The following is a 14,531-nucleotide window of genomic DNA, read 5'->3' on the forward strand; positions in this document are numbered from 1 at the left end:
GTTTTTCTAACTATATTATAGCGCTTTCATTTTCATTTTGCAAATTTTTTCCTCATCTTACAAGGGAAAAAGTTTTAACTTCCAAAGCACCTGATTCTTCCAAAAGTCGTTTCACACGATTGACAGTAGCCCCTGTTGTATAGATGTCATCAATCAGCAAAATCTTCTTAGGAAGTGAGATTCCATCTTTAATAAAAAATGGAATTTCAGTAGCTAACCTTTCCAAACGGCTTTTAGAAGAACTAGCACTCTCTTCTCTTTTTCCTAGTATATCTTTAAAAGAAAAGCCTGCCGCTTCAACCAAACCCTCGACTTGGTTAAACCCCCTCTCAAGCAATCTTTCAGGACTTAAGGGAATCACCACAAATTCATAGTCTCTATACTTTTTCAATTCCTCAGCAAGAACGGAAGCAAAAACTTTTCTAAGCAAAAAATCCCCATCAAACTTATATCGACTAAAGAAGTCTTTCATCGCTTGGTTATAGGTGAAAATCGCCTTATGATCAACTTGGATTCCTTCTTTACACCAAAATTTACAATCTTGACAATACGTTGACACTCCTTTTTTCATGCAACTCGGACAATGCACCTGTTCAATACTTTCAAAACTTAAAGAACAAGTTAAACAAAGAGGTGTTTCTTGATTCTTCAAGAGCAAGAGACTGCTAAAAGTCAAATCACTCTTTGTAGTTTGGCCACACAATAAGCAACTCATAAACCTGCCTCCTTGTTCATCTGCTTGATTTCCTTGATTGCCTTTTTGATGGAAGTATTTAATCCATCATGAAAGAAGATCAACTCACCAGTTGGTCTGTCCATACTACGCCCAACTCGACCACCAATCTGAATCAAGCTAGACTTGGTAAAGAGACGATGATTAGCTTCTACTACGAAAACATCCACACAAGGGAAGGTAACTCCACGTTCCAAGATTGTCGTACTGATCAGTATTGTTAGCTTTCCATCTCGAAAAGCTTGCACCTGCTCTAATCGATCCTCTGTTACAGAAGATACAAAACCAATTTTCTCATTTGGAAATTGCTCCTGTAAGATTTCTTTTAACTGTTCCCCTTTCTTAATTTCTGAAGCAAAAATGAGTAACGGATAACCTGTCTTTCTCTGCTTCTCAATATAAGACTTTAACTTTGGTGACAAACACTTCTTATCTAAATAGCGATTAAAATCCGACAACCAAATAGTTTTAGGAATAATCAACGGATTTCCATGAAATCGTCTTGGCAAACTCAATCTTTTTAGTTCTCCTAAACGAACCTTCCTATCTAACTCATCGGTAGAAGTCGCTGTTAAAAAGATTCTCAATCCATTCTCCTTTACACTATTCTTGACAGCATGGTAAAGCATTGGATTGTCAACATAAGGAAAAGCATCTACTTCATCCACTATCAGCAAATCAAAAGCTTGATAAAACTTCAATAACTGATGGGTCGTCGCAACAACTAATGGTGTTCGAAAATACGGCTCTGATTCGCCATGGAGTAGCGCTATATCGCAAGCAAAGTCATTCTGCAGTCGCTTATACAGTTCTAAACATACATCAATTCGAGGACTGGCCAAACAAACTGCACCACCATCATCAATCACTTTAGCCACAACTTGATAAATCATCTCTGTCTTTCCAGCTCCTGTCACAGCGTGAACCAAGGTTGGCTCTTGCTTGTCTACCGCCTGAAGCAGTCCCTCTGACACTTTTTCTTGAAAAGGTGTTAGCTGACCACGCCATTTGAGGACGTCTTGCTTAGGAAAATCCTCTTGAGGAAAATAGTATAAAGCTTGATCACTCCTGACTCTCTTCATCAGTAAACACTCCCTACAATAGTAAGCGCCGATAGGCAAATACCATTCTTCTAGAATCAAACTATTACAACGTTGACAAAACAGTTTCCCCTTCTCTTTTCTCATTGCTGGCAGTCTCACTGCTTCCTGTCGTTCTTCTTCCGTTAATTCTTTCTCAGTAAACAAGCGACCGAGATAATTTGGATTTACTTTCATACTTTAATATTCGTAAAAATATAGCGCTTTAGGTAATTTTTTAGTACAATTAAATCATGGAATTTAGAACAATTAAAGAGGATGGGCAGGTCCAAGAAGAAATCAAAAAATCACGCTTTATCTGTCATGCCAAGCGTGTCTATAGTGAAGAAGAAGCTCGTGACTTTATCACTGCTATCAAAAAAGAACACTACAAAGCCACCCATAACTGCTCTGCTTTTATTGTAGGGGAACGCAGTGAGATCAAGCGTACGAGTGATGATGGCGAACCTAGTGGTACTGCTGGAGTCCCTATGCTTGGCGTCTTAGAAAATCATAATCTTACCAATGTCTGCGTAGTAGTTACTCGTTACTTTGGTGGAATTAAGTTAGGCGCTGGTGGCTTGATCCGTGCTTATGCAGGAAGCGTAGCCTTGGCTATCAAAGAAATTGGCATTATAGAAATCAAGGAGCAAGCTGGCATATCCATTCAAATATCTTACGCTCAGTATCAAGAGTACAGTAACTTTCTTAAAGAACATCATCTCATGGAGCTGGATACAAACTTTACAGATCAAGTTGATACAATGATTTATGTTGATAAGGAAGAGAAAGAAAATATCAAGGCTGCTCTTGTGGAATTTTTTAATGGAAAAGTTACTTTAACAGATCAAGGTTTACGAGAAGTTGAAGTCCCTGTAAACTTAGTGTAAATTAAGGAGAAGTTATGGCTTTTGGGAAATTTATTCAAGGACTTGCTGGAAATTTTAGCGAGGAAAACAAAGAGACTCTTATTAAAGAATATGGACAATATCTACTAGAGAATGAAGAAATTCAAAGCGGGTATAAACTTATTCGAGATTCAATCATCTTTACAAATATCCGTATTATTTTTACAGATAAGCAAGGTGCTACTGGTCGCAAGACGTCTGTTAAGTCACTCTTTTTGATGAACATTGTAAACATTGAAATGGAAACTGCTGGAGCAGGTATAGATGATAGTGAGATTACGATTACTTATTTAGAAAATATCTTTCTAAAAGCACACAATGAGCACCTGAGTTTCCATAAATTTGAATTCCCTAAAAAAACGGACATCCTTCCGCTTTACACCTATTTATTAGAATTGGCTTATCACAATCGATTAAAAATTAATGGCTTAGACCTTTGATATAAAAAAATCCTATCACTTTGATAGGATTTCTATATTTTACAAATAGCCTTAAGCGCGTTATACTAGTATCATCTTATACAAAGAGGTATATATATGGCTATTTATAACAATATCACTGAACTTATTGGACAAACACCGATTGTTAGACTTAACAACATTGTTCCAGAGGGTGCTGCAGACGTCTATGTTAAACTAGAAGCTTTTAACCCTGGATCGTCAGTAAAAGACCGCATTGCCCTTAGCATGATTGAAAAAGCGGAACAAGATGGTATTCTAAAACCGGGTGCTACCATTGTTGAAGCAACGAGTGGAAACACTGGTATCGGTCTTTCATGGGTTGGTGCCGCTAAAGGATATAAAGTTGTTATCGTCATGCCTGAAACGATGAGTGTGGAACGACGCAAGATTATCCAAGCCTATGGTGCTGAACTCGTCCTTACTCCTGGTAGCGAAGGAATGAAAGGGGCTATTGCCAAAGCTCAGGAAATCGCCGCTGAACGTGACGGCTTCCTTCCACTCCAATTTAATAATCCAGCTAATCCAGAAGTACACGAAAGAACAACAGGAGCTGAAATACTGGCTGCTTTCGGTTCTGATGGACTAGATGCTTTTGTGGGTGGTGTTGGTACTGGTGGAACAATCTCAGGTGTTTCTCACGCTCTTAAAGCAGCAAATCCAAACATTCAAGTTTATGCAGTTGAGGCAGACGAGTCAGCTATCTTGTCTGGTGAAAAACCAGGACCTCACAAAATTCAAGGCATCTCAGCTGGATTTATTCCTGAAACACTTGATACAAAAGCCTATGATGGTATCGTCCGCGTAACGTCAGATGATGCTCTAGCGCTTGGCCGTGAAATTGGTGGAAAAGAAGGCTTCCTTGTTGGGATTTCTTCAGCTGCAGCGATTTACGGGGCAATTGAGGTTGCCAAGAAATTAGGTACAGGTAAGAAAGTCCTTGCTTTAGCACCAGATAACGGCGAACGTTATTTGTCTACAGCACTCTATGAATTTGAAGTGTAGTCTCCTAAATGCACTTAGCCCTTATTAAAGGGCTTTTTATATACTCATATAGAGCCTATTCTTAAAATAAAGTTTTGGGGCAGATAAAGGCTTGTTGGAGTTACAAGAGATGTGATCTGAGAGGTAAGCGTCAAGTGAGAATTAACATGGGATTCATACTCATGGCCAATAACCTCTTAAAATACAATAAGAAAAGGGGGCAAAATTAAAAAGCTAGAGTTTGTACTGACCCCAAAAAGTTAGACAAATAATTATTGAAAGGATTTAGTTCTGTATTGCACAGGACTGAGTCCTTTTAGTTTTACCTTAATTCGTTTGTTGTTGTAATAATCAATATAGTCTACAATGGCTTGTTCCAATTGCTTAAGCGACTGAAACGACTCCTCATAACTGTAAAACATCTCCGACTTCAAAATACCAAAGAACGACTCCATCATGCCGTTGTCTGGGCTGTTGCCCTTGCGTGACATGGAGGCTTGAATTCCCTTACTCTCTAGGAACCGATGATAAGAATCATGTTGGTATTGCCAGCCCTGGTCGCTGTGTAAAATGGTATTTTCATAGTATTTCTCTGTGAATGCCTGTTCTAACATACTCTTCACTTGTTCTAAGTTGGGCGAAGTAGAAAGATGATAAGCAATAATTTCACTGTTAAAGCCATCTAAAACAGGGGATAAATAGAGTTTCTGTGTGCTATTTGGAATGGCAAACTCCGTTACATCTGTATAGCACTTTTCCATTGGTTTGGTTGCTTCAAATTTGCGTTGAATGAGATTATCTGCTTTCTTGCCAATCTCTCCTCGGTAGGAAGAATACTTCCGTTTACGACGAATTCGAGCCGTTAGACCAAGGACCGTCATCAGACGTTGAACTTTCTTATGATTCACTACAAAACCACGATTTCTGAGTTCGAGAGTAACTCGGCAATAGCCATAATTTCCTTTATGGTCATTATAAATAGTCTGAATTTCGGTTTTAAGCTCTTTATCTTTATCAAGCCCATCTAGTTCCTTCAACTGATAGTAGTAAGTTGAGCGAGCTAAACGAGCCACTTCAAGAAGTAAATCTAGTCGAAATCCTCCTGAAACCATTTCTCTAACTGTCTCTGCCTTTCTCGCTCTAGGGCTTCGTCCCTTTCCTCTAACTCTTTTAACTTTTTTAGGTAGGCCACCTCGGTACGTAAACGTTCATTCTCCTCCTGGAGTCGTTCTAATTCTGTCATTTCTTCCCAAGTTTTCTTTCGTTTACGTCCCATTTTAGCTGATCTCCCTCTTGTTTTCTCAATAATAGTATACCTGTTTTTCTTGTATTGCGCCAGCCAATTTGGAAGCATACCACGATTTGGGAGAGCATATTTGAGAGAAACTCTATCTTGAGACCAGTTTTCATGTAAAACTTTATCAATCATTTCTTGTTTTAATTCTGGGGAATAGTATCGATTTTTTCCTTTTTTGACGAATTCTATTCCGTAACAATCAATCAATTTAATCATGTACCTAAGATTAGAATTGTTTATCCCAAATTTATTTGAAAGCTTCTCTAAGCTATATCCTTGTTTTCTAAGTTCATAGATCTGAACTTTATCATCATAAGTTAATTTCATAGTAAAAACACCCCAAAAGTTAGATTTTTTCTGTCTAACTTTTGGGGTGCAGTTCAGTTTCTCAATTGGAAACCTCTAGCTTTTTTGTGGCTGAGAACTATTTTGTTTCAGATTCTTTAGTTATTCAAAGCTGCTGCCATTGTAGCTGCAACTTCAGCTTCAAAATCATTTGCAGCTTTTTCGATACCTTCACCAACTTCAAAGCGAGCGAACTCAACTACTAAAGCGTTAACTGAATCAAGGTAGGCTTCAACCGTCTTGCTGTCATCCATGATGTATACTTGTGCAAGAAGTGTGTATGCTTGGTCAACTTTAGTGTTGTCAAGCATGAAGCGATCCATTTTACCTGGGATGATTTTGTCCCAGATTTTTTCTGGTTTGCCTTCTGCAACCAATTCAGCTTTGATATCTTCTTCAGCTTGAGCAATCACTTCATCAGTCAATTGAGCTTTTGATCCATATTTCAAGTGTGGAAGAGCTGGTTTACCAACCATTGCACGGCTATCATTATCTTGGTCAATCACGTGGTTCAATTGTGCCAACTCATCTTTAACGAACTGCTCATCCAATTCTTTGTAAGAAAGAACTGTTGGTTTCATCGCAGCGATATGCATTGAGATTTGTTTAGCAAGTGCTTCATCTCCACCTTCGATGACAGAAATAACACCGATACGTCCACCATTGTGTTGGTATGCTCCAAAGTGTTGTGCATCTGTTTTTTCAAGCAAAGCAAAACGACGGAATGAGATTTTTTCACCGATTGTAGCTGTTGCAGATACATATGCTGCTTCAAGAGTTTCACCTGAAGGCATTGTCAAGGCAAGAGCTTCTTCGTTGTTAGCTGGTTTTCCTTCAGCAATTACTTTAGCTGTAGCATTTACCAAGTCAACAAATTGAGCATTTTTTGCAACGAAGTCAGTTTCAGCATTTACTTCAACTACTGCTGCAACGTTACCGTTAACAAATACACCAGTCAAACCTTCAGCTGCAACACGGTCAGCTTTCTTAGCTGCCTTAGCCATACCTTTTTCGCGAAGCAATTCGATTGCTTTTTCGATATCACCTTCAACTTCAACCAATGCTTTCTTAGCGTCCATAACACCAGCACCAGATTTTTCACGCAACTCTTTAACAAGTTTAGCTGTAATTTCTGCCATTTTGATTCTCCTATATTTTTTAAAAATAGGAGAGCCGGGCTAAGCCCCGCCCTCCTAGGTAATGATTACTTATTTGAATTAAGCGTTGTCGCCTTCTACAACTTCAACGATTTCTTCGATTGAGTCTGCTTGAGCTTCTGAAGCTGCAAATTCAGCTTCAACTGCTGTCGCGTCTTCACCTTGACGACCTTCGATGATAGCGTCAGCCAATTTAGCTGTGATCAATTTAACCGCGCGGATAGCGTCATCGTTAGCTGGGATGATTACATCGATATCGTCTGGATCAGTGTTTGTGTCAACCATCGCTACAACTGGGATTCCCAATTTTTTAGCTTCTTTAACAGCGATTTGTTCTTTATGTGGGTCAACTACGTACATTACATCTGGGATACGAGGCATGTCTTCGATACCACCCAAGAATTTTTCAAGACGTGCACGTTGTTTGTTAAGAAGTGCAACTTCTTTCTTAGGAAGAACGTCAAAGATTCCTTCCTCTTCCATACGTTTAATTTCTTTCAAACGAGCAATACGTTTTTGGATAGTTCCCCAGTTGGTAAGAGTTCCACCCAACCAACGGTGGTTGATGTAGTATTGACCTGAACGTTCTGCTTCTTCTTTAACAGCGTCAGCAGCTTGTTTCTTAGTACCAACGAACAATACAACTGCATCGTTAGCTGCTGCATCACGCATAAAGTCGTAAGCTTGGTCAGCGTATTTTACAGTTTGTTGCAAGTCGATTACGTGGATTCCGTTACGCTCAGTGAAGATGTACTTAGCCATCTTAGGGTTCCAGCGACGAGTTTGGTGACCAAAGTGTACACCAGCCTCAAGAAGTTGTTTCATTGAAATTACTGCCATGAGTATTTCTCCTTTTTGTTTTTTCCTCTCCTCGATTTCAACTTGCAAAACGACCCAAGGGCAACAGTTTCACAATTCATCAAGAATGAGTATTATCGTTTACACGACAAGTTTCATTCTACCACATTTTATCAATATTTTCAAGTATTTTTGCTAGTTTTTGGTCTAACTTAAAATTAAGAAAAGAGACTCAAAATCGAGTCTCTTTATTTGGTTCATTAGTTTGGATAGATGTATGTTACGTAACCTTCAGAAGTTGTAGTTGGGTTGAACCATCCACGTTTGTTTCCGATTGTACGATCTCCACCGTAGTTTGATTCTGACACTTGAATACGAGTTGATGATGAAACTGCTGTAACAACCGCTACGTGCCCATAACCACCATCATTCCAACATGCAATCGCACCAACTTGTGGAGTTGATCCTGTACGGAATCCTGCTGCTGCAGCACTTGTTGCCCACTGAGCTCCGTTACCCCAATAGTCTCCAGCCCAAGGTGCCAATGTTTTAGCTCCCCAAGTACATTCACCAGTTGGGTAACTTGATGCATTTGAGCTGTATGTTGGACGTTGTCTAGTAGGAGTCGGAGTAGGTGCTGGAGTGTAGCTTGAGTCCTCGTCGTCAGATGCTGATGCTGACGTTGATGTTGCTTGCACTTGAGCTGAGAAACTTGTGTTTCCAGAAGCAACAACTGATTCTTGTTGACTTGTTTGACGTGCTTTATAAGCTGCCTCTGCTTCAGCTGCTGCTTTTGCTTCTGCCTCTGCTGCTGCTTTTTGTTCCAACAAAGTAGCTTTCTCGCCTTCTGCAGTAGCTTTCTCTGCAGCAAGATTCAACTCAGCAACTTTTAACTCCGCCTGTTTTGTTGTCAATGTTTGTGCATCGTCAGCAAGCGTTTGTTGGTTCGCAATTACAGTATTGATTGCTTCATTATTTGCAACTTGTTTTTCTGAGATTGATTTTTTATCAGCTTTTTGTTGCTCTAACATTTTGTTGTTAGCCGATACAATCTCGCTCATAGCCGCAACACGGGAAATAGCTTCTGTAATTGATTTTGAATTTACAATTGTATTGATATAGCTAGTTGCAGCACCGTTTGTTTGTGCACTACGTGCTTGTTTTTCCAAAGATTCATTACGAGCAACAATGTTCTTAGAAAGCTCTGTAATTTCTCCTTCAAGCTTTTTAGACTCAGTTTGTAGTGTTTCATTTTCAGCTTGCAAGCTTGCTTGTTGTGTTTGAATAGCTGTAACTTGCGTTTGGATTTCATCTACCTGTTGTTGAGCTTCTTTTTGTTGAGCTGTCAAGTCACTAATCTTACTATCTTGAGCAGCAATTTTTTCATCAGTTGTTTCAGCATGAACAGTTGTTAATACCGCTGCTTGTGAAACCAATACTGTACTTAACAAAAGTGACGCTAAGATTTTTTTCTTCATATTGTGTGGATACTCCTTCTATTTAAGACAATACTAGTATACCAAAAAAAGACATAATAAATATTACGCCTTTGTTACATTTATATTTCTTTCTCATAGATAATATTTTTCAAAAATATATTGGAAAATCGCCATCCACAAAAAGTTTAAAATCATTGATGGGACAAGACTGTAGACAATGAAAACTGGCATTGATTCTACTGTCAGTCCCATAGCAAGGGCCAGGAGATAACTACCCATATCAAATAGGAAGCTCATCACAACTATTGTTAACATTCTCGTCCAACGGTTCAACAAAGTCACACTATTAAACTTGTGAAGTGAGGCACCTATCAAGATAAATAAAAGTGTCGCAATTCCTATCAAGTGGAAAAAATAAATATCGTACACCAAACCCACTATACAACAATAGGCTAGATAGAGATACTCTGACACTTCGATTGTCTCAAACAAGAGAAATAAAAACAGGAAATGACTGGCTAAGTGAAAATGTGGATAAAAGGATTCTACTAATTGACCAATATGTGCATCAATCAGCACAAGAAAAGGAAGTAAAAAGAAAATACCAACTTGTTTTAACAGTCTCATTGCTAATTCCCCACTAACTCTACCACATGAAGATCTTTAGTATCAGCACTTAACTTTACTGTCACCTCTCGTGTTAGATAATCACTGCTGTGTGTTGTAGCAACAACCTCTCCAACAGGGATATCCTTAACATTAAAGTTTCCGAGCCCCCCTGTAGTCACCTTGTCTCCCGCGCTAATGTCTCTGTTGCTGTTTAATTGACTAATTTTAAGCAGTTCAGATTCCTTATCATAACCAACGATAATCCCGTAAATTTCAGTAGAACCATGCAGGATTTTAACAGAAATTTTGTCTGAATTTTCGGTGTTTGTCAATAGATTGACCGTTGTTGAATGATCCTCCACCTTTGAAACACTACCAATCAAGCCCCCGTTTGCAATGGCCAACATATTTTCAGAAGCTCCTTTTGAACTTCCCGCATCAATTGTTAACTCTTGTTTCCAAGATACTGGAGCTCGCATAATCACATCTGCTGCAATGGTTTTTGTAGCCTGCAATTTTGACTTCATATCCAGCAACTGACGTAATTGTTCATTTTCATTTTTTAAACTTTCTGATTGATTAGACTCCACCTCTAGTTGATAGAGCTGTTTCTTTAGACTCTCATTTTCATTGTAAGTCTGCGTCAAATGTCCCAAATCTGATTTGAAAGTATCAAACCACTGAAAGGGTTTTTGAACAATTCTATCTACTAAGGAAATGCCATCTCCTAATTTTGTCACAATAGCACTTGAATAGGTTGTCACTAATAGTACAGAAACTGCTAGAACTGTGACAAAAACAATGATTAGATATTTTGATTTTTTAAAACGGTTCATATTCCTACCTTTTTACTAAAGATCTACTACTGTGATTTTTTATCAATCTTACAAATCCACTAAGATTTTAAGAAAAATAAGAGACATCCCAGCACCAAAATCACAAGAATTGCCAGTGTATCCTTTTGACTCCATCTCAACTGTCTATACTGACTTCTACCCTTTCCTCCCTGATAACCACGCGCTTCCATGGCTATTGCCAATGAATCTGCACGCTTTAAGCTAGTCGCAAAAAGAGGAATTAAAATTGGAATCATAGCCTTTACTTTTTGAACGATGCTACCTTCGCCAAAGTCAACTCCACGAGCTTTTTGAGCATTCATAATTCTCGTTGTGTCATCCATCAAGGTTGGAACAAAACGCAAACTCATTGATAACATGAGACCAATTTCATGAACGGGAACTTTCACGCGTTTCAGCGGTGCTAAAAGAGCTTCAACTGCAGCTGCCAGACTCAAAGGCATGGTCGTTAAGGTTAGCAAGGTTGAAAAGAAAATAATCAACACAAAACGACAGAAAATGATTCCTGCTTGTTGCAAAGCATAATCCGTTATTCTTATGAAAGAAAACTCAAATAGGACATTTCCACTTGAAATGAAAAAGAGCTGAAAAAGAGTCGTAAAAGCAATCAAGAAGAACATGGATTTTAATCCCTGAACGAAAAATGAGAGGGAAACGCCTGACAAAGCGATAAATATACCTGTCGCTATAAACAAAATGAGATTGGTGAGGGGATTATTAGCCCAAAATACAATCAAAATCAACAGGATCATGGCAAGCAATTTACTACGTGGATCCAAGCGATGAATAATGGAATCCCCCGGTATATAACGCCCTAAAATCATACTATCCATTTAGCGACTCCTTAAACTCCTCTATCTTGATTGGCAGTTTTTTAAAAGCTACACCTCTATCTGCCAAACGTTTACAAAAGGCTGTTATTTTAGGCACACCTAACTGCACCTTTTCCATAGAGGCTACATCTTGGAAAACATCACTCGGTTTGCCACTTTTGACTAAACGCCCCTTTTCCATAACATAGACCTGATCAGCATACGTAGCTACATCATCCATCAAATGCGTTACCAGGACGATTGTCATTCCAGAAAGGTGGAGTTCTTTAAACAGGGTCATCAATTCTTTTCTGCCCAAAGGATCTAGTCCAGCTGTTGGCTCATCCAAAACCAAGACAGTAGGCTCCATGGCTAGTATCCCTGCAATGGCCACACGTCTCATCTGACCACCCGAAAGTTCAAAAGGACTGCGCTCAAAGAGTGACTCATCGATGCCTACCAAGGCTAACTTTTCACGCGCAATTTTCTTGGCATCTTCCTCAGAAACTCCAAAATTTTGTGGTCCAAACGCAACATCTTTCAAAACAGTCTCTTCGAAAATCTGATTTTCAGCAAATTGAAAAACTAAACCGACTTGCTTTCGAATCTGTCGAATTTCTTTATTTGTTGATGTAGGGGTAATGACGGTATCGAAAACTCGAACAGAACCCTTACTTGGAAGCAATAGGCCATTTAAAAGCTGTAAGATGGTCGATTTTCCACTACCTGTATGTCCTATCAAAGCTGTATAGGAGCCGTCCTCAATCGCCAAGGAAACATCAGTCAAGGCTGATGAAGATAGGGGTGTCCCCTCTTGATAGGTAAAGCTCACATTTTCTAGAGTAATTCCCATAACTTGTCCTCTAGCTCTCCTTCTGTCAAATAGCCATCCGGCAACTGATAGCCAGTCTCTCTCAAAGATTCTTTCAATTGATTCGTAAAGGGATCATCTAAGCCTATCTGGTCAAGGTCATCCCGAGAAAAAAGTTCTCTGGGGCTACTGGTTGACTCCACTTGGCCTTTTTTCATGACCAATACACGGTCACTCATCGCAACTTCTTCCAAGTCATGCGTAATAGAAACAACTGTCATCTGATAGTCTTTTCGAATCTCTTGAACTGTCTGAATCAGTTCTCTGCGCCCCTCGGGATCCAACATACTTGTAGCCTCGTCCAGAATCAAAATAGCAGGTCTCAAGGCAACAACTCCTGCAATGGCCACCCGTTGTTTTTGTCCACCAGATAAGCGGGCTGGTTCTCTCTTCTTAAAGTCTAGCATACCTACTAACTCCAAAGATTCAGCCACTCTTTTCTTCATTTCTTCACGAGGAAGTCCCTGATTTTCTAGGCCAAAGGCAACATCATCTTCAACAGTTGCACCTACAAATTGATTGTCTGGATTTTGAAAAACCATACCAATTTGACGACGCAAGTCCCAAACATTCTCAGGGGACAGCAATTGGCCATCTATCCAGATTTCTCCAGATTCCGCTTCAAGCAAGCCATCAATCAAACGAATAGTTGTTGACTTCCCACTCCCATTATGACCTACGATTGAAAGCCACTCCCCACGTTTCACGTGAAACGTAACGCTGTTAACATCATAATACTCTTGATCTTCTTTGTATCGAAAAGACAGATCTTTTACTTCAATAATCAATTTCATTTCGAACCAAATGTCCCTTTGAATAGATGAGCGCTACCCTTGAAATAATCATAACCAGAGTAGATAGTGAAAAACAAAGCGATATAAAGCAACAGTTGCCCAATTAAATTCCAATGTAAGAGCAAAAAGATAATGGCAAACATTTGACTAAAGGTCTTGATTTTCCCAGGCATTGCTGCCGCCAGAACCGTTCCTCCCGTCTCAACGAGCAACAGACGTAGGCCTGTCACAGCGAGTTCACGACAGATGATAATAGCAACAACCCAAGCCGGAGCCATACCCAACTCAATCAACATGATAAAAGCTGACATAATCAACAACTTATCCGCCATTGGATCCGCAAACTTTCCAAAGTTGCTGACCACATTCCATTTTCGAGCAAGGTAGCCATCAAGATAATCCGTTACACTAGCAACTGCAAAGATGATCGCTGCTAGCAAATGACTGCCTTGTGAATGGCCCAAAGTCAAAATAAGAATAAAGAGAGGTATAAAGAGAATTCTACCAATAGTTAATACATTAGGAATTTGTTCTTTTTTCATTGATTTTTCCTTAATCTGTAGTAAATGTAAGTGTTACAGTTCCAGTCTGAGTTGTCAGTTTCGAGGTATCGATTGTTTGATTGTCCACAGTTAAAGAAACTCCCTTCACTACACCCAAAGTAATCGTCACAGGTTCTTTCGTCGAAACTGTTGTTTTTACGTTTTTATTGTCTGATGACAAGGTCACACCACCTTCAAGTTCACTTCCTGAAACACTTACCCAGCTAGTTGCATCCGAAACAGTCAGCTGAACCGTAGCTGTTTCCTTGCTCGTTTTATAGCGAGCTTCAATGCGGTTCCCTTCACCTGAAACGGTAATAGTTGATTCCGCAGTTGAAGATGAACTTGATGCCTGACTACTAGAAGATGAACTTGATGAGGTTGTTGAACTAGTTGAGTTGACAACACTATAACTAGCTGACGAAGGACTTGGCTGAGTTTGGATGTAGTTCCAAACATAGTAAGTCACAAAAATTAAAATTGATAAAGCAAATAGCACAAAATAAAACAAAGGGAGATAAGACGTTTTTTTCTTATTTGACCGTCTACGACCAGACAGAGCTTCTTCATCAACATCGACCTCTTCATAGGTGATCATACTACCTGAATCATAGGCATCCAAGACAATTCTTTCATCTAACTCTACTGCCCAAGCATATTTTCTTAAAAAAGAACGAGCGTAAAAAGTGCTAGGAAGTTGATCGAAATCATCCGCCTCCATTGCTTCTAGAAAATTCAACTGAATTTCAGTTTTTTCCTGCAATTCTTCTAAACTCAATCCTTGGTTAATTCTAGCTAAACGCAGAACCTCACCAATTGTTTTTTTTCTCATACGTACCATTCCTTCT

General features: G+C 39.2%; 16 protein-coding genes. 3 read left to right on the top strand and 13 right to left on the bottom strand.

What is annotated here, in order from left to right:
• Positions 1 to 52 precede the first annotated feature (52 nt).
• Complete coding sequence (locus tag ACXYSL_RS06850; RefSeq protein ID WP_458624327.1) at positions 53 to 715, bottom strand: ComF family protein; 663 nt, start codon at positions 713 to 715, stop codon at positions 53 to 55.
• A complete protein-coding gene (locus tag ACXYSL_RS06855) occupies positions 712 to 2,010 on the bottom strand; it encodes a DEAD/DEAH box helicase (RefSeq protein WP_458624328.1) in 1,299 nt (432 codons plus the stop codon). Before ACXYSL_RS06855 ends, ACXYSL_RS06850 begins: the two co-directional genes overlap by 4 nt.
• Positions 2,011 to 2,066: 56 nt before the next feature.
• On the opposite strand from ACXYSL_RS06855, the gene ACXYSL_RS06860 reads away from it, so the two are divergent.
• The 3 genes from ACXYSL_RS06860 to cysK all read left to right on the top strand — a co-directional run bounded on the left by ACXYSL_RS06860 (position 2,067) and on the right by cysK (position 4,183).
• Positions 2,067 to 2,702 carry a YigZ family protein gene (locus tag ACXYSL_RS06860; RefSeq protein ID WP_458624329.1) on the top strand — a complete coding sequence of 212 codons (636 nt, stop codon included), beginning with the start codon at positions 2,067 to 2,069 and terminating at the stop codon, positions 2,700 to 2,702.
• Between the two features lie 14 nt (positions 2,703 to 2,716).
• Positions 2,717 to 3,160 carry a PH domain-containing protein gene (locus ACXYSL_RS06865; RefSeq protein WP_045617939.1) on the top strand — a complete coding sequence of 148 codons (444 nt, stop codon included), beginning with the start codon at positions 2,717 to 2,719 and terminating at the stop codon, positions 3,158 to 3,160.
• A gap of 96 nt (positions 3,161 to 3,256) precedes the next feature.
• A complete protein-coding gene (gene cysK / locus ACXYSL_RS06870; RefSeq protein WP_001029453.1) occupies positions 3,257 to 4,183 on the top strand; it encodes a cysteine synthase A in 927 nt (308 codons plus the stop codon).
• A gap of 251 nt (positions 4,184 to 4,434) precedes the next feature.
• On the opposite strand, the gene ACXYSL_RS06875 is transcribed toward cysK, so the two are convergent.
• The 11 genes from ACXYSL_RS06875 to rodZ form a co-directional block, all read right to left on the bottom strand.
• Positions 4,435 to 5,786 (bottom strand): IS3 family transposase gene (locus ACXYSL_RS06875; RefSeq protein WP_458624330.1). Its coding sequence is split into 2 segments (ribosomal slippage): positions 4,435 to 5,345 and positions 5,345 to 5,786, totalling 1,353 coding nucleotides; the frame shifts between segments, so codons are not numbered across the junction.
• Positions 5,787 to 5,902: 116 nt separating this feature from the next.
• Complete coding sequence (gene tsf, locus ACXYSL_RS06880; protein ID WP_061599230.1) at positions 5,903 to 6,943, bottom strand: translation elongation factor Ts; 1,041 nt, start codon at positions 6,941 to 6,943, stop codon at positions 5,903 to 5,905.
• 78 nt (positions 6,944 to 7,021) lie between these two features.
• Positions 7,022 to 7,801, bottom strand: coding sequence for a 30S ribosomal protein S2 (rpsB, locus tag ACXYSL_RS06885; protein ID WP_000268477.1), 780 nt, complete (start codon positions 7,799 to 7,801; stop codon positions 7,022 to 7,024).
• Between the two features lie 218 nt (positions 7,802 to 8,019).
• On the bottom strand, positions 8,020 to 9,237 hold the full coding sequence (gene pcsB, locus ACXYSL_RS06890) for a peptidoglycan hydrolase PcsB (protein WP_458624331.1): 1,218 nt from the start codon (positions 9,235 to 9,237) through the stop codon (positions 8,020 to 8,022).
• A 93-nt stretch (positions 9,238 to 9,330) separates the two neighbouring features.
• A complete protein-coding gene (mreD, locus tag ACXYSL_RS06895; RefSeq protein ID WP_084938511.1) occupies positions 9,331 to 9,825 on the bottom strand; it encodes a rod shape-determining protein MreD in 495 nt (164 codons plus the stop codon).
• Positions 9,826 to 9,827: 2 nt separating this feature from the next.
• Positions 9,828 to 10,643 (bottom strand): rod shape-determining protein MreC, encoded by an 816-nt coding sequence (gene mreC / locus ACXYSL_RS06900; protein ID WP_458624332.1) that lies wholly within the window; start codon positions 10,641 to 10,643, stop codon positions 9,828 to 9,830.
• A 59-nt stretch (positions 10,644 to 10,702) separates the two neighbouring features.
• Positions 10,703 to 11,497, bottom strand: a complete 795-nt coding sequence (locus tag ACXYSL_RS06905; RefSeq protein WP_268722552.1) for an energy-coupling factor transporter transmembrane component T family protein — start codon at positions 11,495 to 11,497, stop codon at positions 10,703 to 10,705.
• The gene (locus tag ACXYSL_RS06910) at positions 11,490 to 12,329 is read right to left on the bottom strand and encodes an energy-coupling factor transporter ATPase (protein WP_458624333.1); all 840 of its coding nucleotides are present in this window, start codon (positions 12,327 to 12,329) and stop codon (positions 11,490 to 11,492) included. The genes ACXYSL_RS06905 and ACXYSL_RS06910 overlap by 8 nt, the downstream gene beginning before the upstream one ends.
• On the bottom strand, positions 12,314 to 13,141 hold the full coding sequence (locus ACXYSL_RS06915) for an energy-coupling factor ABC transporter ATP-binding protein (RefSeq protein WP_458624334.1): 828 nt from the start codon (positions 13,139 to 13,141) through the stop codon (positions 12,314 to 12,316). Before ACXYSL_RS06915 ends, ACXYSL_RS06910 begins: the two co-directional genes overlap by 16 nt.
• Positions 13,138 to 13,683 carry a CDP-diacylglycerol--glycerol-3-phosphate 3-phosphatidyltransferase gene (gene pgsA, locus ACXYSL_RS06920; RefSeq protein WP_458624335.1) on the bottom strand — a complete coding sequence of 182 codons (546 nt, stop codon included), beginning with the start codon at positions 13,681 to 13,683 and terminating at the stop codon, positions 13,138 to 13,140. Before pgsA ends, ACXYSL_RS06915 begins: the two co-directional genes overlap by 4 nt.
• Positions 13,684 to 13,693: 10 nt before the next feature.
• Positions 13,694 to 14,515, bottom strand: coding sequence for a cytoskeleton protein RodZ (gene rodZ, locus ACXYSL_RS06925; protein ID WP_458624336.1), 822 nt, complete (start codon positions 14,513 to 14,515; stop codon positions 13,694 to 13,696).
• Positions 14,516 to 14,531: the final 16 nt, after the last annotated feature.

This window comes from Streptococcus sp. V913 (assembly GCF_054353455.1).

Excerpts from the sequence above, each read along its gene's own strand:
- ACXYSL_RS06910 (WP_458624333.1), bottom strand. The coding sequence starts at position 12,329 with ATGGGAATTACTCTAGAAAATGTGAGCTTTACCTATCAAGAGGGGACA.
- ACXYSL_RS06855 (WP_458624328.1), bottom strand. The coding sequence starts at position 2,010 with ATGAAAGTAAATCCAAATTATCTCGGTCGCTTGTTTACTGAGAAAGAA.
- ACXYSL_RS06915 (WP_458624334.1), bottom strand. The coding sequence starts at position 13,141 with ATGAAATTGATTATTGAAGTAAAAGATCTGTCTTTTCGATACAAAGAA.
- mreD (WP_084938511.1), bottom strand. The coding sequence starts at position 9,825 with ATGAGACTGTTAAAACAAGTTGGTATTTTCTTTTTACTTCCTTTTCTT.
- mreC (WP_458624332.1), bottom strand. The coding sequence starts at position 10,643 with ATGAACCGTTTTAAAAAATCAAAATATCTAATCATTGTTTTTGTCACA.
- tsf (WP_061599230.1), bottom strand. The coding sequence starts at position 6,943 with ATGGCAGAAATTACAGCTAAACTTGTTAAAGAGTTGCGTGAAAAATCT.
- pgsA (WP_458624335.1), bottom strand. The coding sequence starts at position 13,683 with ATGAAAAAAGAACAAATTCCTAATGTATTAACTATTGGTAGAATTCTC.
- ACXYSL_RS06905 (WP_268722552.1), bottom strand. The coding sequence starts at position 11,497 with ATGGATAGTATGATTTTAGGGCGTTATATACCGGGGGATTCCATTATT.
- ACXYSL_RS06850 (WP_458624327.1), bottom strand. The coding sequence starts at position 715 with ATGAGTTGCTTATTGTGTGGCCAAACTACAAAGAGTGATTTGACTTTT.
- cysK (WP_001029453.1), top strand. The coding sequence starts at position 3,257 with ATGGCTATTTATAACAATATCACTGAACTTATTGGACAAACACCGATT.
- rpsB (WP_000268477.1), bottom strand. The coding sequence starts at position 7,801 with ATGGCAGTAATTTCAATGAAACAACTTCTTGAGGCTGGTGTACACTTT.
- ACXYSL_RS06865 (WP_045617939.1), top strand. The coding sequence starts at position 2,717 with ATGGCTTTTGGGAAATTTATTCAAGGACTTGCTGGAAATTTTAGCGAG.
- rodZ (WP_458624336.1), bottom strand. The coding sequence starts at position 14,515 with ATGAGAAAAAAAACAATTGGTGAGGTTCTGCGTTTAGCTAGAATTAAC.
- pcsB (WP_458624331.1), bottom strand. The coding sequence starts at position 9,237 with ATGAAGAAAAAAATCTTAGCGTCACTTTTGTTAAGTACAGTATTGGTT.
- ACXYSL_RS06860 (WP_458624329.1), top strand. The coding sequence starts at position 2,067 with ATGGAATTTAGAACAATTAAAGAGGATGGGCAGGTCCAAGAAGAAATC.